Here is a 21,482-nt window from a genome sequence, read left to right on the forward strand (position 1 = left end):
GAGAATCATGGCAAAAGGTAAATTCGAGCGGACCAAGCCGCACGTGAACGTTGGTACGATTGGTCACGTTGACCACGGCAAGACGACGCTGACGGCAGCGATCACGACGGTGCTGACGAAGAAGTTCGGCGGCGAAGCGAAGGCATACGACCAGATCGACGCGGCACCGGAAGAAAAGGCGCGCGGCATCACGATCAACACGGCACACGTCGAGTACGAAACGGCTAACCGCCACTACGCACACGTCGACTGCCCGGGCCACGCTGACTATGTGAAGAACATGATCACGGGCGCGGCACAGATGGACGGCGCGATCCTGGTTTGCTCGGCAGCAGACGGCCCGATGCCGCAAACGCGTGAGCACATCCTGCTGGCGCGTCAGGTTGGCGTTCCGTACATCATCGTGTTCCTGAACAAGTGCGACATGGTGGACGACGCTGAACTGCTCGAGCTGGTCGAGATGGAAGTTCGCGAACTCCTGTCGAAGTACGACTTCCCGGGCGACGACACGCCGATCGTGAAGGGTTCGGCGAAGCTGGCGCTGGAAGGCGACACGGGCGAGCTGGGCGAAGTGGCGATCATGAGCCTGGCCGATGCGCTGGACACGTACATCCCGACGCCGGAGCGTGCAGTTGACGGCGCGTTCCTGATGCCGGTGGAAGACGTGTTCTCGATCTCGGGCCGTGGCACGGTGGTGACGGGTCGTATCGAGCGCGGCGTCGTGAAGGTCGGCGAAGAAATCGAAATCGTCGGTATCAAGCCGACGGTGAAGACGACCTGCACGGGCGTTGAAATGTTCCGCAAGCTGCTGGACCAAGGTCAAGCAGGCGACAACGTTGGTATCCTGCTGCGCGGCACGAAGCGTGAAGACGTGGAGCGTGGCCAGGTTCTGGCGAAGCCGGGTTCGATCACGCCGCACACGCACTTCACGGCTGAAGTGTACGTGCTGAGCAAGGACGAAGGCGGCCGTCACACGCCGTTCTTCAACAACTACCGTCCGCAGTTCTACTTCCGTACGACGGACGTGACGGGCTCGATCGAGCTGCCGAAGGACAAGGAAATGGTGATGCCGGGCGACAACGTGTCGATCACGGTGAAGCTGATTGCTCCGATCGCGATGGAAGAAGGTCTGCGCTTCGCAATCCGCGAAGGCGGCCGTACGGTCGGCGCCGGCGTCGTCGCCAAGGTCATCGAGTAATATCGACGATCCGCGGATCCCGATGGGGTCCGCGATTCCGCGGCATGCAGTCGTGCCGTCGAAACCGGGTGTCCAGCTTGCGCTGGCACCCGGTTTTGTTTTTCCGGCGCCTGTTGCGTGGATCGATAAACCCGCACCACCGCTTCAGAATTTCGTGTAGAATCGCGGGCTTAGCAGTGGAAGTACTGTCCGGAACCTGATGCCTCGCTCCCCGCAGGCCTCACGTTTCACGTTCTTTTGGTGTTCGGCGATGCAACATCGCCTCGCTCTTTTCAAGGAATCGTCATGCAGCAACAAAAAATCCGCATTCGCCTGAAGGCTTTCGACTATCGTCTGATCGATCAATCGGCAGCCGAGATCGTCGATACCGCGAAGCGGACTGGCGCAATCGTCCGTGGCCCGGTGCCGCTGCCGACGCGCATTCAGCGTTTTGACATCCTGCGTTCGCCGCACGTCAACAAGACGTCGCGCGATCAGCTCGAAATCCGCACCCACCAGCGCCTGATGGACATCGTCGATCCGACCGACAAGACGGTTGACGCGCTGATGAAGCTCGATCTGCCGGCTGGCGTCGACGTGGAAATCAAGCTGCAGTAAGGCTTCCAGCGCCGATCGGCTCGCCGGGCGGCGCTAAGTCTTTGATTGCTTGCGGAAAACGAAGAATCGGGCTATACTGCTTGGCTTTTCGCGTATTCGCGTAAAAAAGTTGGGCCTTGCGTGCCCGGCATTTTGTAAATCAGCCCCGACCAATCGCAGTCGGGAATGGAGAAAATGATGAGCCTTGGACTCGTAGGTCGCAAGGTTGGCATGACCCGTATCTTCACGGCGGAAGGGGATTCGATTCCCGTCACCGTGCTGGACGTGTCGGACAACCGCGTGACGCAGATCAAGACTGTTGAAACCGACGGCTACACGGCCGTGCAGGTTGCATTCGGCTCCCGCCGCGCATCGCGCGTGACGAAGCCGCTGGCAGGTCATCTCGCCAAAGCCGGTGTCGAAGCCGGTGAAATCCTCAAGGAATTCCGCATTGACGCGGCCAAGGCAGCCGAGCTGTCGAATGGCGCCGTGGTCGGTGCAGATCTTTTCGAAGTGGGCCAGAAGGTCGACGTGCAAGGCGTGTCGATCGGTAAGGGCTACGCCGGTACGATCAAGCGTTACAACTTCTCCTCCGGCCGTGCCACGCACGGTAACTCGCGCTCGCACAACGTGCCGGGCTCGATCGGTATGGCGCAGGATCCGGGTCGCGTGTTCCCGGGTAAACGCATGACGGGTCACATGGGTGATGTGACGGTGACGGTGCAGAACCTCGAAATCGCTCGTATCGACGCAGAGCGCAAGCTGCTGCTCGTCAAGGGTGCGATTCCGGGCGCGAAGGGTGGCAAGGTTTTTGTCACGCCGGCCGTCAAGACCAAGGGGGCGAAATAATGGAACTCAAGCTCCTGAACGAAAATGGTCAGGAAGGTGCAGTGGTCAACGCATCGGACGTCGTGTTCGGTCGTGACTACAACGAAGCGCTGATCCACCAGGTCGTCGTCGCTTACCAGGCGAATGCTCGCCAGGGTAACCGCGCGCAGAAGGACCGCGAGCAGGTCAAGCACACCACCAAGAAGCCGTGGCGCCAGAAGGGTACGGGCCGCGCTCGTGCCGGTATGTCGTCGAGCCCGTTGTGGCGTGGCGGTGGTCGTATCTTCCCGAACTCGCCGGAAGAAAACTTCTCGCACAAGGTCAACAAGAAGATGCATCGCGCAGGTCTCTGCTCGATCTTCTCGCAGCTGGCCCGTGAAGGCCGTCTGTCGGTTGTCGAGGACATCATCCTCGAAGCGCCGAAGACCAAGCTGCTGGCCGAAAAATTCAAGACCATGGGTCTCGACTCCGTGCTGATCATTACCGACACGGTCGACGAAAACCTGTACCTGGCTTCGCGCAACCTGCCGCACGTGGCAATTGTCGAGCCGCGCTACGCTGACCCGCTGTCGCTGATCTACTTCAAGAAAGTCCTGGTCACGAAGGCTGCGGTCGCCCAGATCGAGGAGTTGCTGTCATGAGCGAGATTCGCAAGAACGATCATCGTTTGATGCAGGTCCTGCTCGCACCGGTGATCTCGGAAAAGGCGACGCTGGTTGCCGACAAGAACGAGCAAGTCGTGTTCGAAGTCGCGCCGGATGCCACGAAGCAGGAAGTGAAGGCGGCTGTCGAGCTGCTGTTCAAGGTTGAGGTTGACTCCGTCAACGTGCTGGTTCAGAAGGGCAAGCAGAAACGCTTTGGCCGTTCGATGGGCCGCCGCAAGGACGTGAAGAAGGCGTACGTTTGCCTGAAGCCCGGCCAGGAAATCAACTTTGAAGCGGAGGCCAAGTAATCATGGCAATCGTTAAAGTTAAGCCGACTTCGCCGGGTCGCCGCGCGATGGTCAAGGTGGTCAACAAGAATCTGCACCAGGGCAAGCCGTTCGCGGCACTGCTCGACTCGCAGAGCTCGACCGCCGGCCGTAACAACAACGGCCGCATCACCACGCGCCACAAGGGCGGTGGTCACAAGCAGCACTATCGTATCGTCGATTTCCGTCGCACGAAGGATGGCATCCCGGCAAAGGTCGAGCGTCTCGAGTACGACCCGAACCGTAGCGCGAACATCGCGCTGGTGCTCTACGCAGACGGCGAGCGTCGCTACATCATCGCCCCGAAGGGCCTGACCGTCGGCCAACAGCTGATGTCGGGTTCGGAAGCGCCGATCCGTGCAGGCAACACGCTGCCGATCCGCAACATTCCGGTCGGTACGACGATCCACTGCATCGAGATGCTGCCGGGCAAGGGCGCGCAAATGGCGCGTTCGGCTGGCACGTCGGCCATGCTGCTGGCACGTGAAGGCGTCTACGCGCAGGTTCGTCTGCGTTCGGGCGAAATCCGTCGCGTGCACATCGAGTGCCGTGCAACGATCGGTGAAGTCGGCAACGAAGAGCATAGCCTGCGCCAAATCGGCAAGGCTGGCGCGAACCGCTGGCGCGGTATCCGCCCGACGGTGCGTGGCGTTGCGATGAACCCGGTTGATCACCCGCACGGTGGTGGTGAGGGCAAGACGGCTGCAGGTCGCGACCCGGTGAGCCCGTGGGGTACGCCGGCTAAGGGTTATCGCACCCGCAGCAACAAGCGCACGACGACGATGATCGTCCAGCGCCGTCACAAGCGTTAAGGAGTAGGCAATGGCACGTTCTGTTAAAAAAGGTCCGTTCTGCGACGCCCATTTGCTGAAGAAAGTTGAGGCGGCTGCAGCTTCGCGCGACAAAAAGCCGATCAAGACCTGGTCGCGTCGCTCGACGATTCTGCCGGATTTCATCGGCCTGACGATCGCTGTTCACAACGGCCGTCAACACGTTCCGGTGTACATCTCGGAAAACATGGTCGGCCACAAGCTTGGCGAGTTCGCACTGACCCGTACGTTCAAGGGTCACGCAGCCGACAAGAAGGCCAAGAAATAAGGGGCAATCAAGATGGAAGTGAAAGCAATTCATCGCGGTGCCCGCATCTCGGCGCAAAAAACGCGCCTTGTGGCTGACCAGATCCGCGGTTTGCCGGTCGACAAGGCGCTGAACGTTCTGACGTTCTCGCCGAAGAAGGCGGCTGGCATCGTGAAGAAGGTTGTGCTGTCGGCAATCGCGAATGCGGAGCACAACGAAGGCGCCGATATCGACGAGCTCAAGATCAAGAGCATCTACGTCGATAAGGCTGCATCGCTCAAGCGTTTCACCGCGCGCGCCAAGGGCCGCGGTAACCGCATCGAGAAGCAATCCTGTCACATCACTGTGACGGTCGGGAATTAAGGAGCCATACGATGGGACAGAAAATTCATCCGACTGGCTTCCGCCTGGCTGTCAGCCGCAATTGGGCTTCGCGTTGGTACGCGAACAACAACAATTTCGCGGCGATGCTTCAGGAAGACATCGGTGTTCGTGAGTACCTGAAGAAGAAGCTGAAGAACGCTTCGGTCGGTCGGGTTGTCATCGAGCGTCCGGCAAAGAACGCGCGCATCACGATTTACAGCTCGCGTCCGGGCGTGGTCATCGGCAAGAAGGGCGAGGATATCGAACAGCTGAAGACGGAACTGCAACGCCGCATGGGCGTGCCGGTTCACGTCAACATCGAAGAGATCCGCAAGCCGGAAACCGATGCGCAACTGATCGCTGACTCGATCACGCAACAGCTCGAGCGCCGGATCATGTTCCGTCGCGCGATGAAGCGTGCGATGCAGAACGCGATGCGTCTGGGTGCCCAGGGCATCAAGATCATGAGCGCAGGCCGTCTGAACGGTATCGAAATCGCACGTACGGAGTGGTATCGCGAAGGTCGCGTTCCGCTTCACACGCTGCGTGCCGACATCGACTACGCGACTTCGGAAGCGAAGACGACCTACGGGATCATCGGCGTCAAGGTGTGGGTGTACAAGGGCGACACGCTCGGCCGCAACGACGCGCCGGTGGTGGAAGAAGTAGCCGAAGACAAGCGTCCGCGTCGCAATGCGCGCCCGGGCGATCGTCGTCCGCGCCGTGACGGCGAAGGCGGCGCTCCGGGTGCTCGTCGTGGCGCACCGCGCCGTGGCGCCGGCAAGCCCGAAGACGGCAAGACTGGAGAATAACGATGCTGCAACCGAAACGCAGGAAGTATCGCAAAGAGCAGAAGGGTCGTAACACCGGCAAGGCGACGCGCGGCAACGCAGTGTCGTTCGGTGATTTCGGCCTGAAGGCGATCGGTCGCGGCCGTTTGACCGCGCGTCAAATTGAAGCGGCGCGTCGTGCAATGACGCGTCACATCAAGCGTGGCGGCCGCATCTGGATCCGGATCTTCCCGGACAAGCCGATTTCGCAGAAGCCGGCCGAAGTGCGTATGGGTAACGGTAAGGGTAACCCTGAGTACTACGTCGCCGAGATTCAGCCGGGCAAGATGCTCTATGAAATGGACGGCGTCACCGAAGAACTGGCACGCGAAGCGTTCCGTCTGGCTGCAGCCAAGCTGCCGCTGAAGACGGCGTTCATCGTGCGCCAGCTCGGCGCCTAAGGAGAAAATATGAAGGCTTCCGAACTTCTCCAGAAAGACCAGGCCGCGCTCAACAAGGAGCTGGCGGACCTGCTGAAGGCGCAATTCGGCCTGCGCATGCAACTCGCGACCCAGCAGCTCACTAACACGAGCCAGCTGAAGAAGGTTCGTCGCGACATCGCACGTGTGCGGACCGTCATGACTCAGAAGGCGAACCAGAAATGAACGATAGCGTGAAAACCTCGCTGAAGCGGACGCTGGTCGGTCGGGTCGTCAGCAACAAGATGGACAAGACCGTCACCGTGCTGATCGAGCACCGCGTCAAGCACCCGATCTACGGCAAGTATGTCGTGCGTTCGAAGAAGTACCACGCGCACGATGAAGCGAACACCTGCAACGAAGGCGATCTCGTCGAAATCCAGGAAACTCGTCCTGTTTCGAAGACGAAGGCCTGGGCAGTGTCGCGCCTCGTCGAAGCAGCTCGCGTCATCTAAGCGGGCAGTGCAGTAGGCAGCAACAGGCACTTCTCCACGAAGTGCTTGAAATCGCAAAGTTTTTGCTTGCGTGACCAGGATTATTTGTTATAATCCTGGTCTTCCCTCTTTATGGGAGCCCCGTCGCGGGCGAAGTTGGTGGGGGAAGCGGACTGGCGCCAGCCTGTCTGAAAGATTCACCGAATTGCGATGGCGGGTTTCGTTTGCCGTCGCTGCTGTTCCAACCCAAGCAGCCGATTGGCTGACGGGACCAAGACTGACCGAATGCATCATGGTGGTGCATCCGGATTAAGTTGGGAAAGACAAACCATGATCCAGACCGAATCTCGGCTCGAAGTAGCCGACAACACGGGTGCACGTGAAGTCATGTGCATCAAGGTGCTCGGCGGCTCGAAGCGTCGTTATGCCGGCATTGGCGACATCATCAAGGTGACCGTCAAAGAGGCAACGCCGCGCGGGCGCGTGAAGAAAGGCGAAATTTACAATGCCGTGGTGGTTCGCACCGCCAAGGGCGTTCGCCGTCAAGACGGCTCGCTGATCAAGTTCGACGGCAACGCCGCTGTGCTTTTGAATAACAAGCTCGAGCCGATCGGCACCCGTATCTTCGGGCCGGTGACGCGTGAGCTGCGTAGCGAACGATTCATGAAGATCGTTTCGCTTGCGCCGGAAGTGCTGTAAGGAGTCGCGATGAACAAGATTCGCAAGGGTGACGAAGTGATCGTCGTCACCGGCAAGGACAAGGGCAAGCGCGGCGTCGTGCTGGCTGTCGGTGCTGAACATGTGACGGTTGAAGGTATCAACCTCGTCAAGAAGCATGTGAAGCCGAACCCGATGAAGGGTACGACGGGCGGCGTGGAAGCGAAGACGATGCCCCTGCATATTTCGAACGTCGCACTGGTCGACGCGAATGGCAAGGCGTCGCGTGTTGGCATCAAGGTCGAGGAAGGCAAGAAGGTTCGCTTCCTGAAGACGACCGGTGCCGTACTGAGCGCCTGACGCAGCGGAGTAAAAAATGGCTCGTTTTCAAGAGTTTTACAAAGAAAAGGTTGTGCCCGGCCTGATCGAGAAGTTCGGTTACAAGTCGGTCATGGAAGTGCCGCGCATCACCAAGATCACGCTGAACATGGGTCTTGGCGAAGCGATCGCTGACAAGAAGATCATCGAGAACGCCGTTGGCGACCTCACGAAGATCGCTGGTCAGAAGCCGGTCGTGACGAAGGCACGCAAGGCAATCGCAGGTTTCAAGATTCGTCAGGGCTACCCGATCGGCGCGATGGTGACGCTGCGCGGCCAGGCAATGTACGAATTCCTCGATCGCTTCGTGACCGTCGCCCTGCCCCGCGTGCGTGACTTCCGTGGTGTGTCGGGTCGTGCTTTCGATGGCCGTGGCAACTACAACATCGGTGTGAAAGAGCAGATCATTTTCCCCGAAATCGATTACGACAAGATCGACGCACTGCGTGGGCTGAACATCAGCATCACGACGACTGCGAAGACCGACGACGAAGCAAAGGCTCTGCTCGCCAGCTTCAAGTTCCCGTTCAGAAACTGAGGTTACCGTGGCTAAACTGGCACTGATCGAACGTGAAAAGAAGCGCGCCCGCCTGGTCGCGAAGTTCGCAGCAAAGCGCGAAGCGCTGAAGGCGATCGTCGAAGACCAAAGCAAGTCGGAAGAAGAGCGCTACGAAGCACGCCTGGAGCTGCAGCAACTGCCCCGCAACGCAAACCCGACCCGCCAGCGTAACCGCTGCGCGATCACGGGCCGCCCGCGTGGCACGTTCCGTAAATTCGGCCTCGCGCGTAACAAGATTCGTGAAATCGCATTCCGTGGCGAGATTCCTGGCCTGACCAAGGCGAGCTGGTAATAGGAGAAACGTAAATGAGCATGAGTGATCCTATCGCCGATATGCTGACTCGCATCCGCAACGCGCAGATGGTCGAGAAGGTATCGGTCGCGATGCCCTCGTCGAAGGTCAAGGTTGCAATCGCGCAAGTCCTGAAGGACGAAGGTTATATCGACGATTTCGCGGTGAAGAGCGAAGGCGCAAAGGCTGAACTGAATATCGCGCTGAAGTACTACGCTGGCCGTCCGGTCATCGAACGCCTCGAGCGCGTGTCGAAGCCTGGCCTGCGCGTCTACCGCGGCCGTAACGACATTCCGCAGGTCATGAATGGCCTCGGCGTGGCAATCGTGTCGACGCCCAAGGGCGTGATGACCGACCGCAAGGCGCGCGCTACCGGCGTCGGCGGCGAAGTCATCTGCTACGTCGCTTAAAGCCGAGGAGAGAGAAACATGTCTCGAGTAGGTAAGAGCCCGATCGCGCTGCAAGGCGCGGAAGTCAAGCTGGCTGACGGCGCAATCACCGTCAAGGGCCCGCTGGGCACCATCACGCAAGCGATCAATCCGCTCGTGAACGTGGCGAACAACGACGGCACGCTGAATCTGTCGCCGGTCGACGAAAGCCGCGAAGCAAATGCACTGTCGGGCACGATGCGCGCGATCATCGCGAATGCCGTGCACGGCGTGACCAAGGGTTTCGAGCGCAAGCTGACGCTGGTTGGCGTCGGTTACCGTGCACAAGCGCAAGGCGACAAGCTGAACCTGTCGCTGGGTTTCTCGCACCCGGTGGTGCACCAGATGCCGGAAGGCGTCAAGGCTGAAACCCCGACGCAAACCGAAATCGTGATCAAGGGGATCAACAAGCAACAAGTCGGTCAAGTGGCTGCGGAAGTCCGCGGTTACCGTCCGCCGGAGCCCTACAAGGGCAAGGGCGTGCGCTATTCCGACGAGGTTGTGATCCTCAAAGAAACGAAGAAGAAGTAAGGGTGCGCAATCATGGATAAGACTCAATCTCGCCTGCGCCGCGCTCGCCAGACGCGTATCAAGATCGCTGAGCTGCAGGTCGCGCGTCTCGCCGTGCATCGCACGAACACGCATATCTACGCTCAAGTGTTCTCGCCCTGCGGCACCAAGGTGCTCGCCAGTGCGTCGACGCTCGAGGCAGAAGTGCGCGCAGAGCTCGCCGACAAGTCGGGCAAGGGCGGCAACGTTAATGCTGCGACGCTGATCGGCAAGCGTATTGCCGAGAAGGCAAAGGCCGCCGGCATCGAATCCGTCGCCTTCGACCGCTCGGGCTTCCGCTACCATGGCCGCGTCAAGGCGCTGGCTGAGGCAGCTCGCGAAGCTGGGCTCAAGTTCTAAGGAAGGAATTCGTCATGGCAAAGATGCAAGCGAAAGTTCAGGCTGACGAACGCGACGACGGCCTTCGTGAAAAGATGATTTCGGTCAACCGCGTGACCAAGGTCGTGAAGGGTGGCCGTATTCTCGGCTTCGCCGCACTGACCGTGGTTGGCGACGGCGATGGCCGCATCGGCATGGGCAAGGGCAAGGCGAAGGAAGTGCCGGTCGCTGTCCAGAAGGCAATGGAACAAGCTCGCCGCAACATGTTCAAGGTGCCGCTCAAGAACGGCACGCTGCAGCACGAAGTGCACGGCAAGCACGGCGCTTCGGCCGTCCTCCTCGCTCCGGCGAAGGCAGGTACGGGCGTGATCGCCGGCGGCCCGATGCGCGCAGTGTTCGACGTGATGGGCGTTCAGAACGTTGTGGCGAAGAGCCACGGTTCGACGAACCCGTACAACCTCGTTCGCGCCACGCTGGACGGCCTGCGCAAGCAGTCCACCCCGGCAGACATCGCGGCGAAGCGCGGCAAGTCCGTCGAAGATATTTTGGGCTAAGCCCGGGTGGTCACCATGTCTGAAAAAACTGTCAAGGTTCAGCTCGTTAAGAGCCTGATCGGGACCCGCGAATCGCACCGCGCGACCGTGCGTGGCCTGGGCCTGCGCCGACTCAACTCGGTTAGCGAGCTGCAGGACACGCCGGCGGTCCGCGGCATGATCAACAAGGTCTCGTACCTCGTTAAGGTCATCGCGTAAGCGGCCCTACGGATCAAGGAGTTGATATGGAATTGAATAACCTGAAGCCGGCAGCTGGCGCCAAGCACGCCAAGCGTCGCGTCGGCCGTGGCATCGGTTCGGGCCTCGGCAAGACGGCTGGCCGTGGTCACAAGGGTCAGAAATCGCGTTCGGGCGGCTTCCACAAAGTCGGTTTCGAAGGCGGTCAGATGCCGCTGCAACGTCGTCTGCCGAAGCGCGGCTTCACGTCGCTGACGAAGGAATTCGTCGGTGAAGTGCGCCTGAGCGACCTCGAGAAGCTGCCGGTCGATGAGATCGATCTGCTCGCACTGAAGCAAGCCGGCCTGGTCGGTGAGCTGACGAAGAGCGCAAAGATCATCGCGACGGGCGAACTGAAGCGCAAGATCGTCGTGAAGGGTCTCGGTGCCACCAAGGGTGCGCGCGCTGCGATCGAAGCGGCTGGCGGTTCGTTCGCCGAGTGACACGCGTAGCGCGTCGTCACTTGCATTCATCGGAGAAGGTACTTGGCTAACAGCCCGAGTCTTGCAAAACCCGGTCGAAGCACGGCGAAATTCGGCGATCTGCGTCGGCGAGCGATGTTCCTGCTCCTGGCGCTGATCGTCTATCGCATCGGCGCGCACATTCCCGTGCCGGGCATCGATCCGGATCAACTGGCTAAGCTGTTCCAGAGCCAGGCGGGTGGCATCCTGGGCATGTTCAACATGTTCTCGGGTGGCGCACTTTCCCGCTTCACGATCTTTGCGCTGGGGATCATGCCGTATATTTCGGCGTCGATCATCATGCAGTTGCTGGCGATCGTCTCGCCGCAGCTCGAGGCGCTGAAGAAGGAAGGGCAGGCAGGGCAACGGAAGATCACGCAGTACACGCGGTATTTCACCGTGGTGCTCGCGACCTTCCAGGCATTCGGTATCGCGGCTGCGCTGGAAAACCAGCCGGGCCTCGTCACCGATCCCGGCATGCTGTTCCGACTGACGACGGTCGTGACGCTGGTTACTGGCACGATGTTCCTGATGTGGCTCGGCGAGCAGATTACCGAGCGTGGTCTGGGCAACGGTATCTCGATCATCATCTTCGGCGGGATCGCAGCAGGGTTCCCGAATGCCGTCGGTGGGTTGTTCGAGCTGGTGCGTACGGGTTCGATGAGCATCATTTCGGCGATCATCATCGTCGTTCTGATTGCCGCGGTGACTTACCTGGTCGTGTTCATCGAACGCGGTCAGCGCAAGATCCTCGTGAACTACGCGAAGCGCCAGGTCGGTAACAAGATCTACGGCGGGCAGTCGTCCCACCTGCCGCTGAAGCTGAACATGTCGGGCGTGATTCCGCCGATCTTCGCATCGTCGATCATCCTGTTCCCGGCAACGATTCTCGGCTGGTTCAGTACCGGTCAGCCGACGGGAAGCTGGATTTCCAATACGTTGCATAACGTTGCGGAAGCGCTGAAGCCGGGCCAGCCGGTCTATGTGCTGCTGTACACGCTGGCAATCGTGTTTTTCTGCTTCTTCTACACCGCACTGGTGTTCAACAGCAGGGAGACCGCAGACAACCTGAAGAAGAGCGGCGCGTTTGTTCCGGGCATTCGTCCGGGCGATCAGACCGCACGATATATCGACCGCATCCTCACGCGTCTGACGCTGGCCGGTGCGATCTACATCGTCTTCGTGTGTCTGCTGCCGGAATTCCTGGTGCTGCGCTGGAACGTGCCGTTTTATTTTGGTGGAACGTCGCTGCTGATCATTGTCGTCGTCACGATGGACTTTATGGCGCAGGTGCAGTCGTACGTTATGTCGCAACAGTATGAGTCACTGCTCAAGAAGGCGAACTTCAAGGGCGGCAACATCCCGATGCGTTAAATAGGACTATGGCCAAAGACGATGTAATCCAGATGCAGGGTGAGGTGATCGAAAACCTCCCGAATGCGACCTTCCGTGTGAAGCTGGAAAACGGCCATGTCGTATTGGGGCATATTTCCGGAAAGATGAGGATGCACTACATCCGCATCCTCCCGGGCGACAAGGTGACGGTTGAGTTGACGCCTTACGATCTGTCTCGTGCGCGGATCGTGTTCCGGGCGAAGTGATTTGAAAAAAGGGTATTATCATGAAAGTGATGGCATCGGTTAAGCGCATTTGCCGCAATTGCAAGATCATCAAGCGCAAAGGCGTCGTTCGCGTGATCTGCAGCTCGGATCCGCGCCACAAGCAGCGCCAAGGCTGACCGCGCGTTTGTTTGCGCTTTTTGTTTGAGGAAAAACAATGGCTCGTATCGCAGGGGTTAACATCCCGAATCACCAGCATACCGAGATTGGCCTGACGGCAATCTTCGGTGTCGGCCGCACGCGCTCGCGCAGCATCTGCGCGGCAGCTGGCGTGGAATTCTCGAAGAAGGTCAAGGACCTGACCGACGCAGATCTCGAAAAGCTGCGTGAAGAAGTGGGCAAGTTTGTCGTCGAAGGCGATCTGCGCCGTGAAGTGACGATGAACATCAAGCGCCTGATGGACCTCGGTTGCTACCGTGGCGTCCGTCATCGCAAGGGCCTGCCGATGCGCGGTCAGCGTACGCGTACGAACGCACGCACTCGCAAGGGTCCGCGTCGTGCAGCGCAAGCGCTGAAGAAGTAAGCGGAACTGACAGTTACAGGAAAACGTAATGGCTAAGGCTTCGAACACCGCGGCGCAACGCGTACGCAAGAAGGTTAAGAAGAACGTCGCTGAAGGCGTGGTTCACGTTCACGCGTCGTTCAACAACACGATCATCACGATCACCGATCGCCAAGGCAACGCACTGGCATGGGCGACGTCGGGCGGCCAGGGCTTCAAGGGCTCGCGCAAATCGACGCCGTTCGCTGCTCAGGTCGCAGCCGAGTCGGCAGGTCGCGTCGCGATGGAATACGGCGTGAAGAATCTGGAAGTGCGGATCAAGGGCCCGGGCCCGGGTCGCGAGTCGGCAGTGCGCGCACTGCACGGCCTCGGCATCAAGATCACCGCGATTTCGGACGTCACCCCGATTCCGCACAACGGCTGCCGCCCGCCGAAGCGTCGTCGTATCTAAGAATGTGCTGGCACGTTCGTGCTAGCGCATTGCCTGTCGCCGCGTAGCGTCGACGGGCTGTGCTTTTTTGATTGACTAAGCCCACCGTTCGCCCCAAAGGGAGCGGACTAGCGCGGATTTCGGTTCGCGTGACTGATTGATAAAGGAATGCAAAGTGGCACGTTATATCGGCCCCAAAGCCAAGCTGTCCCGCCGTGAAGGCACCGACCTGTTCCTGAAGAGCGCGCGCCGCTCGCTCGCCGACAAGTGCAAGCTCGACAGCAAGCCGGGTCAGCACGGCCGTACCTCGGGCGCTCGTACGTCCGACTACGGTACGCAGCTGCGCGAAAAGCAGAAGGTCAAGCGCATTTACGGCGTGCTGGAGCGTCAGTTCCGCCGCTACTTCGCCGAAGCCGACCGCCGCAAGGGCAACACGGGTGAAAACCTGCTGCAACTGCTCGAGTCGCGCCTCGACAACGTCGTGTATCGCATGGGCTTCGGCTCGACCCGCGCTGAAGCGCGTCAGCTGGTGAGCCACAAGTCGATCACCGTGAACGGCGTCGTCGCGAACGTCCCGTCGCAGCAAGTGAAGGCGGGTGACGTCGTCGCGATCCGCGAAAAGGCGAAGAAGCAAGCGCGTATCGTCGAATCGCTGTCGCTGGCCGAGCAAGGCGGCATGCCGAGCTGGGTTGCAGTCGATGCGAAGAAGTTCGAAGGCACGTTCAAGCAAATGCCGGAACGCGTTGACATCGCAGGCGACATCAACGAAAGCCTGATCGTCGAATTGTATTCGCGTTAATCCGATTGACGGCCGAGGTACCCCGATTGCGTTGCGCAAGGAGGGGCCTCGGCTGTTTATTTTCTGGTTGTTACCGGTCAGCCTTATCGGTGTAACGAGCCGAGGGTATTGAAAAGGAAAGCCCATGCAAACCAGTTTGCTGAAACCCAAGATCATCGCCGTGGAATCGCTTGGCGAGAACCACGCGAGGGTGGTCATGGAACCGTTCGAACGCGGTTACGGCCATACCTTGGGCAATGCGCTTCGCCGCGTGCTGCTGTCGTCGATGGTCGGCTATGCGCCGACCGAAGTCACGATCGCCGGCGTGGTGCACGAGTACTCGACGCTTGATGGCGTGCAAGAGGACGTCGTCAACCTGCTGCTGAACCTGAAGGGCGTGGTGTTCAAGCTGCATAACCGTGACGAAGTGACGGTTACGCTGCGCAAGGAAGGTGAAGGCGTTGTCACGGCCGGCGATATCGAGCTGGCTCACGATTGCGAAGTCATCAACCCGAATCACGTGATCGCGCATCTGTCGAAGGGCGGCAAGCTCGACGTTCAGATCAAGATCGAGAAGGGTCGTGGTTATGTGCCCGGCAACGTTCGTCGCTACGGCGAAGATACGGCCAAGATCATCGGCCGCATCGTGCTGGACGCATCGTTCTCGCCGGTTCGCCGCGTGAGCTACGCTGTCGAAAGCGCACGTGTCGAGCAGCGTACCGACCTCGACAAGCTCGTGATGAACATCGAGACGAGCGGCGTGATCACGCCGGAAGAAGCGATCCGTCAATCGGCCCGCATCCTGGTCGACCAGCTGTCCGTGTTCGCGGCGCTGGAAGGCACGGAAACGGCTGCCGAGGCGCCGTCGCGTGCACCGCAGATCGATCCGATCCTGCTGCGTCCGGTGGACGATCTCGAGCTGACGGTTCGTTCGGCGAACTGCCTGAAGGCCGAGAACATCTATTACATCGGCGACCTGATCCAGCGCACGGAAAACGAGCTGCTGAAGACGCCGAACCTCGGTCGCAAGTCGCTCAACGAGATCAAGGAAGTGCTCGCTTCGCGCGGTCTCACGCTGGGCATGAAGCTCGAGAACTGGCCGCCGGCTGGTCTCGACAAGTAAGCCCGGTTGTAGCTGTAGTTGGCAAAGATGCGGATTTTCCTTTAAAATCCGCATCTTGCTTTTTTCGCTACCGGCCCGTGCACCCTTCGAGGTGCGATAGAAGAGCTGGATCAAAACTTTGAATCAAGGAAACTGAAATGCGCCATCGTCATGGTCTGCGGAAACTGAACCGCACGAGCAGCCACCGTCTGGCTATGCTCCGTAACATGTCCAACTCGCTGATCGAGCACGAAGTCATCAAGACGACGCTGCCGAAGGCGAAGGAACTCCGTAAAGTCGTCGAGCCGCTGATCACGCTCGGCAAGAAGCCGTCGCTGGCAAACCGTCGCCTGGCGTTCAACCGCCTGCGCGATCGTGACTCGGTCGCGAAGCTGTTCGACGTGCTCGGTCCGCGTTTCGCGAACCGTCCGGGCGGCTACCTGCGCGTGCTGAAGTTCGGCTTCCGCGTTGGTGACAACGCACCGATGGCACTGGTCGAGCTGCTCGATCGTCCGGAAGTCGACGAAACGGAAAACGTGCAAGAAGCTGAATAAGCTTCCGGTACGCAGCAGTATCTGAAAGGGGCCGAGCAATAGCTTGGCCCTTTTTGTTTTTGCGGCGCCGGCTGCGATCGATTGTCGCAGGCCGGTGCCGGCAGCGTTGCGCGGGCTGCGCTACGATACGGGGCAGCCGACGTGGTTCCAGCGGGGCAACCCGTGTCGGCAGAAGCCGGTAGACCAGCCAGGAGGGCGCGGATGATAGTGGTGCTGATGCTGACGACGGCGCCCGATGCGGCGACGGCCGCGGCGCTCTCCGACGGCGCGCTCGATGCACGGCTTGCCGCGTGCGTGTCGGAGCTCGGTGCGATCAAGTCGCGCTATCACTGGCAGGGCAAGGTCGAAACGGCCGACGAGATCCAGTTGCTGTTCAAGACGAGCCCCGTGCGGGCGCTCGAACTGGAGCGATTTATTCTTGCGAATCATCCTTACGAGACGCCCGAAATCGTCTCCTGGCAGTCGACGGCTTCGGCCGCGTACGGTCAGTGGGTGACCAGCGAAACTCAACGTCTATTTCATGTTTAACGGTATGGCGCTTCCCGTGCGCGTGCGCGCGCTGCGGTTCCTTGCAGTCCTGTTGTCGTTCGTGCTCGTGCTGGGCGGCCTGTCGGTCGCGCGCGCGGCCGACGACTTCCTCGATCCGTCGGTCGCGTTCAAGTTCAGTGCGAGCGAATCGCCGGGACAGGTGGACGTTCACTTCAAGGTAGCCAATGGCTATTACCTATACCGCGAGCGGTTCGCGTTCGCGGTGAAGGGCGGGCAGGCGACGCTCGGCGAGCCGCAATTCCCGGCCGGCCACGTGAAGTTCGACCAGACGTTCCAGAAGAACGTCGAGACCTATCGTGACGAAGTCGTCGTGCATGTGCCCGTCAAGCAGGCGTCGGGGCCGTTCGAGCTCGCGGTGACGTCGCAGGGGTGCGCGGACGAGGGGATCTGCTATCCGCCGGCCGAGCACGTGGTGAAGGTCGACGGCGCCGCGCTCGGTGCCGCGTCGTCGTCCGGCGAAACGGCTGCCTCGGGCAGCTGGTTCGACAAGGTCACGAGCGCCGATTTCGCGCAGTCGCTGCTCGAAGGGCAGGGTTTCTTCACGATCGTCGCACTGTACTTCGTCGCGGGCGTCGTGCTGAGCCTCCTGCCGTGTTCGTACCCGATGATTCCGATCGTGTCCGCGATCATCATCGGCCAGGGCACGCGCGCGACGCATGCGCGCGGTTTCGCGCTGTCGCTGACCTATGTGGTCGGCATGGCGCTGGTCTACACGGCGCTCGGCATCGCCGCGGCACTGGTCGGCCAGAGCCTCGGCGCGTGGCTGCAGAACCCGTGGGTGCTCGGCGCGTTCGGCGTGCTGCTCGCCGCGTTTGCTGTGTCGCTGATTTCGGGCAAGGACATCGCGCTGCCCGCGCGCTGGCAGAACGGCGCGTCCGAGGCATCGAGCGCACGCCAGGGCGGTCACTTCATTGCGGTCGCGGCGATGGGCGCATTGTCGGCGCTGGTCGTCGGCGCGTGCATGACGGCACCGCTGTTCGCGGTACTCGCGTTCATTGCGCACACCGGCAATGCGCTGCTTGGTGGCGCGGCGCTGTTCGCGATGGGGCTGGGGCTCGGCGTGCCGCTGCTCGTCGTCGGCGTCGGCGCCGGGACGGTGCTGCCGCGCGCGGGCGCATGGATGGATGGCGTGAAGGTGTTCTTCGGCATCGTGCTGCTCGCGGCCGCGCTGTGGATCGTGTGGCCGGTGCTGGCGGGTGGGCTGAAGATGGTGCTCGCCGCGTTGTGGTTGCTTATCGCCGCCGCGGCCCTCGGCCTGTTCACGCCGAATGCCGGCGCCGCGTCGATCTGGCGCCGCCTCGGCCGCGGTGTGGGCGCCGCACTCGCGATCTGGGCGGCGACGCTGCTCGTCGGCCTGGCCGCCGGATCGACCGATCCGGTCAAGCCGCTGGCCGTGCTCGCGGCGCGCACGGTTGCGTCGGGCGGCACTGCGGCGGCTGGCGCGACCGCGCAGGATGGCCCCGCGTTCGCATCGGTGCGCTCCAGTGGCGAGCTCGACGCGCTGTTGAAGACGTCGGGCCAGCCCGTGATGCTCGACTTCTACGCGGACTGGTGCGTGAGCTGCAAGGAGATGGAGCATCTGACGTTTACTGACGCGCGCGTGCAGGCGCGGCTGGCGAAGCTTCATCTCGTGCGCGCGGACGTCACCGCGAACAACCCGGACGACCAGGCGCTGCTCAAGCGCTTCAACCTGTTCGGCCCGCCGGGGATCATCTTCTTCGATCGCAACGGCAACGAGATCGGGCGCGTGGTCGGCTATCAGGCGGCCGAGACGTTCCTGCGCAGTCTCGATCGGGCTGCTGTCCCGACGGTATGACGATGCCCGCCGGGCACGTGCCGGCGGCGATACGGGGCGCTCCTGCAGCATGAGCTGACGACTCGACGCCGACAGGCGGCCTCGATCGGCGACCAACAAAAAAACGGCGGAACACCGAGGTGTCCCGCCGTTTTTCTTTCCGCCTGCCGGTGCGCGATCAGCGTTGCGCTTTCAGCAGACGCGCGGCGTCGAGCGCGAAGTACGTGAGCACGCCGTCGGCACCCGCCCGCTTGAACGCGAGCAGCGATTCGAGCACGACCTTGTCGTGGTCGAGCCAGCCGTTCATCGCGGCGGCCTTCAGCATCGCGTATTCGCCGCTCACCTGGTACACGTAGGTCGGGAAGCGGAACTCGTCCTTCACGCGGCGCACGATGTCGAGGTACGGCATGCCGGGCTTGACCATCACCATGTCGGCACCTTCGTCGATGTCGAGGCGCACTTCGCGCAGCGCTTCGTCGCTGTTCGCCGGATCCATCTGGTAGGTCATCTTGTTGCCCTTGCCCAGGTTGGACGCCGAGCCGACCGCGTCGCGGAACGGGCCATAGAACGCCGACGCGAACTTGGCCGAATACGCCATGATCCGCGTATGGATGTGGCCGTCGCTTTCCAGCATTTCGCGAACCGCACCGATGCGGCCGTCCATCATGTCGGACGGCGCGACGATGTCGACGCCGGCTTCAGCCTGCGCACGCGCCTGATCGACCAGGATCTCGATCGTGTCGTCGTTGATCACGTAGCCGTTCTCGTCGAGCACGCCGTCCTGGCCATGGCTCGTGTACGGATCGAGCGCGACGTCGGTCAGCACGCCGAGCTCCGGGAAGCGCTTCTTCAGCTCGCGTACCGCGCGCGGGATCAGGCCTTCCGGATTGGCTGCCTCGCGGCCGTCAGGCGTTTTCAGCGACGGCTCGATGGCGGGGAACAGCGACAGCACGGGCACGCCGAGTTCGACGCATTGCTCGGCGACATGCATCAGCAGATCGACGGACACGCGTTCGACGCCGGGCATCGACGGCACCGGCTGCCGTTCGTTGGTGCCTTCGACGACGAACACCGGATAGATCAGGTCGTCGGTGGTCAGGCGGTTTTCGCGCATCAGGCGGCGGGAGAAGTCGTCGCGGCGCATCCGGCGCGGACGATGAAGCGGATGGAAGCTCATGGCGATTGGGCAGAAATCAGGGCAGTAAGGACCTTACGGAACCCTTAGGTGATTTTTGAGAGCGTTGGTATATGATAGCGATCGAGCGGCACGCGTTGCGTGTTGCTCCCCGCTTCTCCTCCCTGAGCGGGTGCCTGTCGTTTTTCGATTAGGCTGTTTGACCCGCCGTTAAACGGCGGGTTTTTTTATGAGCCGGCCGAATCCGCAGGCGCCGTCAGGTGCGCGCCGCCGATCCCGGCCGCGCGTTGCCCGATCATTGTGCTACAGGCGCGATTTCTTCGTCGGCGACGGACGGCCGCACCCAGCTCTCGATCAACTCATGTGCCTCGTCGAGCCCCGTGCGCTTCAATGCGGAGAACAGCTGGACCGTCAGCTTGCCCTGGACGCCCTGGTCGCGATACGCATCGAGCCCCTTTTGCGTGGTCCGTAGCGCATTGATGCTTTCCTGCCGCGTCAATTTGTCGCACTTCGTCAGCAGCGTGTGGATCGGCTTGCCGGTCGGCGTGAACCACTCGATCATGCGGCGATCGAGGTCGGTCAGCGGACGGCGCGAATCCATCATCAGGATCAGGCCGCAGAGCTGCGAGCGGGTCGCGAGATAGGACGACAGCAGCATTTCCCAGTGCGCCTTTGCGGCGCCTGGCACTTCCGCGTAGCCGTAGCCGGGCAGGTCGACGATGTTCGCGACGGGCTCGTCGGCCGGGCCGACGGAGAAGTAGTTGATATGCTGCGTGCGGCCGGGCGTCTTCGACGCGAAGGCCAGCCGCTTCTGGTTGCACAGCACGTTGATCGCCGTCGACTTGCCGGCATTCGAGCGGCCCGCGAACGCGATTTCCGGCTGCACCGTCGGCGGCAGGTCGCGCAGATGGTTGACGGTCGTGTAGAAGCGGGCTTGATGGAGCAGAAAGGCCATGGGAACCGGAAGGACGGGCGGCGCGAGCCGCTTGGTGGAGGCGGGGTAGCCCCGATAGGCGCAGGGGCTTTCAACACGATATTGTACAATACGGCGGTTTTACCGAAGGCCACCGGGCGCCTGCCTCGCGCTTTTATGCGGCTTCTGCGGTAGACTGAACGCCGTCGTTTTTTGCAGAACCTCAAATTCCCACAAGACGAAACAGGGTGTGCGAATGAATCGACTGTGCAAGTCTCTGATGGTGCTTCAGGTTGCAGCAGGGTTCGTAGGTTTCGTAGCAGAGGCAAACGCGGCGGATGCGGCCAAACCGGATCTCGACCGTGGCAAGGCGATTGCCGGGCAAGTCTGCGCGTCGTGTCACGGCGCCGACGGCAATAGCGCGTCGGGCAGTTTCCCGAAGCTTGCCGGCCAGCATCCCGAATATCTGGTCAAGCAGTTGAACGACTTCAAGACGCAGCCGGGCGCGAAGGGGCCGGTGCGTACGAACGCGGTGATGGTCGGGTTCGCGAGTGCGTTGAGTGCGGACGACATGCGCAACGTCGCCGCGTACTACGGGTCGCAGACCACGAAGCTCGGCACCGCGCGCGATGCGGCGACCGTGCCGATCGGCCAGAAGATCTACCGCGGCGGCCTCGCGGAGAAGGGCGTGCCCGCCTGTGCGAGCTGCCACGGGCCGACAGGGCAGGGAATCCCGGTCCAGTATCCGCGTCTGTCGGGGCAATGGGCCGATTACACGGTCGCGCAGTTGACCGCGTTCCAGCAGGGTGCCGGCGCGCGTAACAACAACGAGGCGATGCATCAGATCGCGACGCGTCTGTCGGACATCGAGATCAAGGCCGTCGCGGATTACATCGCGGGCCTGCGTTGATCGGTCAGCCGCGAATCGAATGACCGGGCGCCCGAAGGGCGGCCGGAGTCAGAACAAGAAAAGGGTG

At 61.2% G+C, this 21,482-nt stretch carries 35 protein-coding genes; 33 read left to right on the plus strand and 2 right to left on the minus strand.

The window, feature by feature from the left end:
* The first annotated feature begins 7 nt into the window (after window positions 1-7).
* The 32 genes from tuf (at window position 8) to dsbD (ending at window position 18,478) form a co-directional block, all read left to right on the plus strand.
* Window positions 8-1,198, plus strand: a complete 1,191-nt coding sequence (gene tuf, locus H3H55_RS01435; protein WP_129513512.1) for an elongation factor Tu — start codon at window positions 8-10, stop codon at window positions 1,196-1,198.
* A gap of 285 nt (window positions 1,199-1,483) precedes the next feature.
* Window positions 1,484-1,795, plus strand: coding sequence for a 30S ribosomal protein S10 (rpsJ, locus tag H3H55_RS01440; RefSeq protein ID WP_004199280.1), 312 nt, complete (start codon window positions 1,484-1,486; stop codon window positions 1,793-1,795).
* Window positions 1,796-1,972: 177 nt separating this feature from the next.
* A complete protein-coding gene (rplC, locus tag H3H55_RS01445) occupies window positions 1,973-2,623 on the plus strand; it encodes a 50S ribosomal protein L3 (protein ID WP_006482922.1) in 651 nt (216 codons plus the stop codon).
* Window positions 2,623-3,243 (plus strand): 50S ribosomal protein L4, encoded by a 621-nt coding sequence (gene rplD / locus H3H55_RS01450; protein ID WP_011350675.1) that lies wholly within the window; start codon window positions 2,623-2,625, stop codon window positions 3,241-3,243. Before rplC ends, rplD begins: the two co-directional genes overlap by 1 nt.
* Window positions 3,240-3,554, plus strand: a complete 315-nt coding sequence (gene rplW, locus H3H55_RS01455; RefSeq protein ID WP_004199275.1) for a 50S ribosomal protein L23 — start codon at window positions 3,240-3,242, stop codon at window positions 3,552-3,554. Before rplD ends, rplW begins: the two co-directional genes overlap by 4 nt.
* 2 nt (window positions 3,555-3,556) lie before the next feature.
* The gene (rplB, locus tag H3H55_RS01460; protein WP_006482900.1) at window positions 3,557-4,384 is read left to right on the plus strand and encodes a 50S ribosomal protein L2; all 828 of its coding nucleotides are present in this window, start codon (window positions 3,557-3,559) and stop codon (window positions 4,382-4,384) included.
* A gap of 10 nt (window positions 4,385-4,394) precedes the next feature.
* A complete protein-coding gene (gene rpsS, locus H3H55_RS01465; protein ID WP_004199273.1) occupies window positions 4,395-4,670 on the plus strand; it encodes a 30S ribosomal protein S19 in 276 nt (91 codons plus the stop codon).
* A 12-nt stretch (window positions 4,671-4,682) separates the two neighbouring features.
* Window positions 4,683-5,012, plus strand: coding sequence for a 50S ribosomal protein L22 (rplV, locus tag H3H55_RS01470; protein ID WP_004199272.1), 330 nt, complete (start codon window positions 4,683-4,685; stop codon window positions 5,010-5,012).
* An 11-nt stretch (window positions 5,013-5,023) separates the two neighbouring features.
* Entirely contained in the window at window positions 5,024-5,824 is an 801-nt protein-coding gene (rpsC, locus tag H3H55_RS01475; protein ID WP_006482899.1) for a 30S ribosomal protein S3, read from the plus strand.
* Between the two features lie 2 nt (window positions 5,825-5,826).
* Window positions 5,827-6,243 (plus strand): 50S ribosomal protein L16, encoded by a 417-nt coding sequence (gene rplP / locus H3H55_RS01480; protein ID WP_006752927.1) that lies wholly within the window; start codon window positions 5,827-5,829, stop codon window positions 6,241-6,243.
* A gap of 9 nt (window positions 6,244-6,252) precedes the next feature.
* Window positions 6,253-6,447, plus strand: a complete 195-nt coding sequence (rpmC, locus tag H3H55_RS01485; protein WP_006400652.1) for a 50S ribosomal protein L29 — start codon at window positions 6,253-6,255, stop codon at window positions 6,445-6,447.
* A complete protein-coding gene (rpsQ, locus tag H3H55_RS01490) occupies window positions 6,444-6,716 on the plus strand; it encodes a 30S ribosomal protein S17 (RefSeq protein WP_047899582.1) in 273 nt (90 codons plus the stop codon). Before rpmC ends, rpsQ begins: the two co-directional genes overlap by 4 nt.
* Window positions 6,717-7,025: 309 nt before the next feature.
* Window positions 7,026-7,394, plus strand: a complete 369-nt coding sequence (rplN, locus tag H3H55_RS01495) for a 50S ribosomal protein L14 (RefSeq protein ID WP_006752929.1) — start codon at window positions 7,026-7,028, stop codon at window positions 7,392-7,394.
* 9 nt (window positions 7,395-7,403) lie between these two features.
* On the plus strand, window positions 7,404-7,712 hold the full coding sequence (rplX, locus tag H3H55_RS01500) for a 50S ribosomal protein L24 (protein WP_006477187.1): 309 nt from the start codon (window positions 7,404-7,406) through the stop codon (window positions 7,710-7,712).
* 16 nt (window positions 7,713-7,728) lie between these two features.
* Window positions 7,729-8,268 carry a 50S ribosomal protein L5 gene (rplE, locus tag H3H55_RS01505; RefSeq protein ID WP_006477186.1) on the plus strand — a complete coding sequence of 180 codons (540 nt, stop codon included), beginning with the start codon at window positions 7,729-7,731 and terminating at the stop codon, window positions 8,266-8,268.
* Between the two features lie 7 nt (window positions 8,269-8,275).
* Window positions 8,276-8,581, plus strand: a complete 306-nt coding sequence (rpsN, locus tag H3H55_RS01510) for a 30S ribosomal protein S14 (RefSeq protein ID WP_006482884.1) — start codon at window positions 8,276-8,278, stop codon at window positions 8,579-8,581.
* 14 nt (window positions 8,582-8,595) lie between these two features.
* Window positions 8,596-8,991, plus strand: a complete 396-nt coding sequence (rpsH, locus tag H3H55_RS01515) for a 30S ribosomal protein S8 (protein WP_009687199.1) — start codon at window positions 8,596-8,598, stop codon at window positions 8,989-8,991.
* A gap of 18 nt (window positions 8,992-9,009) precedes the next feature.
* Complete coding sequence (gene rplF / locus H3H55_RS01520) at window positions 9,010-9,540, plus strand: 50S ribosomal protein L6 (protein ID WP_006758786.1); 531 nt, start codon at window positions 9,010-9,012, stop codon at window positions 9,538-9,540.
* 12 nt (window positions 9,541-9,552) lie between these two features.
* On the plus strand, window positions 9,553-9,918 hold the full coding sequence (gene rplR, locus H3H55_RS01525; RefSeq protein WP_006477183.1) for a 50S ribosomal protein L18: 366 nt from the start codon (window positions 9,553-9,555) through the stop codon (window positions 9,916-9,918).
* A gap of 14 nt (window positions 9,919-9,932) precedes the next feature.
* Complete coding sequence (gene rpsE / locus H3H55_RS01530; protein ID WP_006752931.1) at window positions 9,933-10,451, plus strand: 30S ribosomal protein S5; 519 nt, start codon at window positions 9,933-9,935, stop codon at window positions 10,449-10,451.
* 15 nt (window positions 10,452-10,466) lie between these two features.
* Window positions 10,467-10,649 carry a 50S ribosomal protein L30 gene (rpmD, locus tag H3H55_RS01535; protein ID WP_006400644.1) on the plus strand — a complete coding sequence of 61 codons (183 nt, stop codon included), beginning with the start codon at window positions 10,467-10,469 and terminating at the stop codon, window positions 10,647-10,649.
* A 26-nt stretch (window positions 10,650-10,675) separates the two neighbouring features.
* Window positions 10,676-11,110 (plus strand): 50S ribosomal protein L15, encoded by a 435-nt coding sequence (gene rplO, locus H3H55_RS01540; protein WP_006477180.1) that lies wholly within the window; start codon window positions 10,676-10,678, stop codon window positions 11,108-11,110.
* A gap of 42 nt (window positions 11,111-11,152) precedes the next feature.
* Window positions 11,153-12,502 carry a preprotein translocase subunit SecY gene (gene secY / locus H3H55_RS01545; RefSeq protein ID WP_006482915.1) on the plus strand — a complete coding sequence of 450 codons (1,350 nt, stop codon included), beginning with the start codon at window positions 11,153-11,155 and terminating at the stop codon, window positions 12,500-12,502.
* Window positions 12,503-12,510: 8 nt separating this feature from the next.
* Window positions 12,511-12,729 (plus strand): translation initiation factor IF-1, encoded by a 219-nt coding sequence (gene infA / locus H3H55_RS01550; RefSeq protein ID WP_004521905.1) that lies wholly within the window; start codon window positions 12,511-12,513, stop codon window positions 12,727-12,729.
* 20 nt (window positions 12,730-12,749) lie between these two features.
* The gene (rpmJ, locus tag H3H55_RS01555) at window positions 12,750-12,866 is read left to right on the plus strand and encodes a 50S ribosomal protein L36 (RefSeq protein ID WP_004199844.1); all 117 of its coding nucleotides are present in this window, start codon (window positions 12,750-12,752) and stop codon (window positions 12,864-12,866) included.
* A gap of 38 nt (window positions 12,867-12,904) precedes the next feature.
* Window positions 12,905-13,270, plus strand: a complete 366-nt coding sequence (rpsM, locus tag H3H55_RS01560) for a 30S ribosomal protein S13 (protein ID WP_047899584.1) — start codon at window positions 12,905-12,907, stop codon at window positions 13,268-13,270.
* 28 nt (window positions 13,271-13,298) lie between these two features.
* Window positions 13,299-13,700 carry a 30S ribosomal protein S11 gene (rpsK, locus tag H3H55_RS01565; RefSeq protein WP_004197937.1) on the plus strand — a complete coding sequence of 134 codons (402 nt, stop codon included), beginning with the start codon at window positions 13,299-13,301 and terminating at the stop codon, window positions 13,698-13,700.
* 154 nt (window positions 13,701-13,854) lie between these two features.
* Window positions 13,855-14,478, plus strand: a complete 624-nt coding sequence (gene rpsD, locus H3H55_RS01570; RefSeq protein ID WP_129513518.1) for a 30S ribosomal protein S4 — start codon at window positions 13,855-13,857, stop codon at window positions 14,476-14,478.
* A 124-nt stretch (window positions 14,479-14,602) separates the two neighbouring features.
* Window positions 14,603-15,580, plus strand: a complete 978-nt coding sequence (locus H3H55_RS01575) for a DNA-directed RNA polymerase subunit alpha (protein ID WP_006477176.1) — start codon at window positions 14,603-14,605, stop codon at window positions 15,578-15,580.
* 137 nt (window positions 15,581-15,717) lie between these two features.
* Complete coding sequence (rplQ, locus tag H3H55_RS01580; RefSeq protein ID WP_006477175.1) at window positions 15,718-16,113, plus strand: 50S ribosomal protein L17; 396 nt, start codon at window positions 15,718-15,720, stop codon at window positions 16,111-16,113.
* A gap of 201 nt (window positions 16,114-16,314) precedes the next feature.
* Window positions 16,315-16,641, plus strand: a complete 327-nt coding sequence (gene cutA, locus H3H55_RS01585) for a divalent-cation tolerance protein CutA (RefSeq protein ID WP_193097483.1) — start codon at window positions 16,315-16,317, stop codon at window positions 16,639-16,641.
* A complete protein-coding gene (gene dsbD, locus H3H55_RS01590) occupies window positions 16,634-18,478 on the plus strand; it encodes a protein-disulfide reductase DsbD (RefSeq protein ID WP_193097484.1) in 1,845 nt (614 codons plus the stop codon). The genes cutA and dsbD overlap by 8 nt, the downstream gene beginning before the upstream one ends.
* A 157-nt stretch (window positions 18,479-18,635) precedes the next feature.
* Here dsbD and hemB read toward each other — a convergent pair whose 3' ends face one another.
* Window positions 18,636-19,634 (minus strand): porphobilinogen synthase, encoded by a 999-nt coding sequence (hemB, locus tag H3H55_RS01595; RefSeq protein WP_034209736.1) that lies wholly within the window; start codon window positions 19,632-19,634, stop codon window positions 18,636-18,638.
* 253 nt (window positions 19,635-19,887) lie between these two features.
* Window positions 19,888-20,547 (minus strand): ribosome biogenesis GTP-binding protein YihA/YsxC, encoded by a 660-nt coding sequence (yihA, locus tag H3H55_RS01600; protein ID WP_193097485.1) that lies wholly within the window; start codon window positions 20,545-20,547, stop codon window positions 19,888-19,890.
* Between the two features lie 214 nt (window positions 20,548-20,761).
* Here yihA and H3H55_RS01605 point away from each other — a divergent pair, with 214 nt between their 5' ends.
* Window positions 20,762-21,415 carry a c-type cytochrome gene (locus H3H55_RS01605; RefSeq protein ID WP_129513521.1) on the plus strand — a complete coding sequence of 218 codons (654 nt, stop codon included), beginning with the start codon at window positions 20,762-20,764 and terminating at the stop codon, window positions 21,413-21,415.
* Window positions 21,416-21,482 lie beyond the last annotated feature (67 nt).

This window comes from Burkholderia sp. Z1 (assembly GCF_014893795.1).
Lineage (GTDB): Bacteria > Pseudomonadota > Gammaproteobacteria > Burkholderiales > Burkholderiaceae > Burkholderia > Burkholderia theae.

What these genes read in the sequence shown, in the direction of transcription:
- tuf (WP_129513512.1), top strand. Translation starts at nt 8, where the DNA reads ATGGCAAAAGGTAAATTCGAGCGGACCAAGCCGCACGTGAACGTTGGT.
- rpsJ (WP_004199280.1), top strand. Translation starts at nt 1,484, where the DNA reads ATGCAGCAACAAAAAATCCGCATTCGCCTGAAGGCTTTCGACTATCGT.
- rplC (WP_006482922.1), top strand. Translation starts at nt 1,973, where the DNA reads ATGAGCCTTGGACTCGTAGGTCGCAAGGTTGGCATGACCCGTATCTTC.
- rplD (WP_011350675.1), top strand. Translation starts at nt 2,623, where the DNA reads ATGGAACTCAAGCTCCTGAACGAAAATGGTCAGGAAGGTGCAGTGGTC.
- rplW (WP_004199275.1), top strand. Translation starts at nt 3,240, where the DNA reads ATGAGCGAGATTCGCAAGAACGATCATCGTTTGATGCAGGTCCTGCTC.
- rplB (WP_006482900.1), top strand. Translation starts at nt 3,557, where the DNA reads ATGGCAATCGTTAAAGTTAAGCCGACTTCGCCGGGTCGCCGCGCGATG.
- rpsS (WP_004199273.1), top strand. Translation starts at nt 4,395, where the DNA reads ATGGCACGTTCTGTTAAAAAAGGTCCGTTCTGCGACGCCCATTTGCTG.
- rplV (WP_004199272.1), top strand. Translation starts at nt 4,683, where the DNA reads ATGGAAGTGAAAGCAATTCATCGCGGTGCCCGCATCTCGGCGCAAAAA.
- rpsC (WP_006482899.1), top strand. Translation starts at nt 5,024, where the DNA reads ATGGGACAGAAAATTCATCCGACTGGCTTCCGCCTGGCTGTCAGCCGC.
- rplP (WP_006752927.1), top strand. Translation starts at nt 5,827, where the DNA reads ATGCTGCAACCGAAACGCAGGAAGTATCGCAAAGAGCAGAAGGGTCGT.
- rpmC (WP_006400652.1), top strand. Translation starts at nt 6,253, where the DNA reads ATGAAGGCTTCCGAACTTCTCCAGAAAGACCAGGCCGCGCTCAACAAG.
- rpsQ (WP_047899582.1), top strand. Translation starts at nt 6,444, where the DNA reads ATGAACGATAGCGTGAAAACCTCGCTGAAGCGGACGCTGGTCGGTCGG.
- rplN (WP_006752929.1), top strand. Translation starts at nt 7,026, where the DNA reads ATGATCCAGACCGAATCTCGGCTCGAAGTAGCCGACAACACGGGTGCA.
- rplX (WP_006477187.1), top strand. Translation starts at nt 7,404, where the DNA reads ATGAACAAGATTCGCAAGGGTGACGAAGTGATCGTCGTCACCGGCAAG.
- rplE (WP_006477186.1), top strand. Translation starts at nt 7,729, where the DNA reads ATGGCTCGTTTTCAAGAGTTTTACAAAGAAAAGGTTGTGCCCGGCCTG.
- rpsH (WP_009687199.1), top strand. Translation starts at nt 8,596, where the DNA reads ATGAGCATGAGTGATCCTATCGCCGATATGCTGACTCGCATCCGCAAC.
- rplF (WP_006758786.1), top strand. Translation starts at nt 9,010, where the DNA reads ATGTCTCGAGTAGGTAAGAGCCCGATCGCGCTGCAAGGCGCGGAAGTC.
- rplR (WP_006477183.1), top strand. Translation starts at nt 9,553, where the DNA reads ATGGATAAGACTCAATCTCGCCTGCGCCGCGCTCGCCAGACGCGTATC.
- rpsE (WP_006752931.1), top strand. Translation starts at nt 9,933, where the DNA reads ATGGCAAAGATGCAAGCGAAAGTTCAGGCTGACGAACGCGACGACGGC.
- rpmD (WP_006400644.1), top strand. Translation starts at nt 10,467, where the DNA reads ATGTCTGAAAAAACTGTCAAGGTTCAGCTCGTTAAGAGCCTGATCGGG.
- rplO (WP_006477180.1), top strand. Translation starts at nt 10,676, where the DNA reads ATGGAATTGAATAACCTGAAGCCGGCAGCTGGCGCCAAGCACGCCAAG.
- infA (WP_004521905.1), top strand. Translation starts at nt 12,511, where the DNA reads ATGGCCAAAGACGATGTAATCCAGATGCAGGGTGAGGTGATCGAAAAC.
- rpmJ (WP_004199844.1), top strand. Translation starts at nt 12,750, where the DNA reads ATGAAAGTGATGGCATCGGTTAAGCGCATTTGCCGCAATTGCAAGATC.
- rpsM (WP_047899584.1), top strand. Translation starts at nt 12,905, where the DNA reads ATGGCTCGTATCGCAGGGGTTAACATCCCGAATCACCAGCATACCGAG.
- rpsK (WP_004197937.1), top strand. Translation starts at nt 13,299, where the DNA reads ATGGCTAAGGCTTCGAACACCGCGGCGCAACGCGTACGCAAGAAGGTT.
- H3H55_RS01575 (WP_006477176.1), top strand. Translation starts at nt 14,603, where the DNA reads ATGCAAACCAGTTTGCTGAAACCCAAGATCATCGCCGTGGAATCGCTT.
- rplQ (WP_006477175.1), top strand. Translation starts at nt 15,718, where the DNA reads ATGCGCCATCGTCATGGTCTGCGGAAACTGAACCGCACGAGCAGCCAC.
- cutA (WP_193097483.1), top strand. Translation starts at nt 16,315, where the DNA reads ATGATAGTGGTGCTGATGCTGACGACGGCGCCCGATGCGGCGACGGCC.
- dsbD (WP_193097484.1), top strand. Translation starts at nt 16,634, where the DNA reads ATGTTTAACGGTATGGCGCTTCCCGTGCGCGTGCGCGCGCTGCGGTTC.
- hemB (WP_034209736.1), bottom strand. Translation starts at nt 19,634, where the DNA reads ATGAGCTTCCATCCGCTTCATCGTCCGCGCCGGATGCGCCGCGACGAC.
- yihA (WP_193097485.1), bottom strand. Translation starts at nt 20,547, where the DNA reads ATGGCCTTTCTGCTCCATCAAGCCCGCTTCTACACGACCGTCAACCAT.
- H3H55_RS01605 (WP_129513521.1), top strand. Translation starts at nt 20,762, where the DNA reads ATGAATCGACTGTGCAAGTCTCTGATGGTGCTTCAGGTTGCAGCAGGG.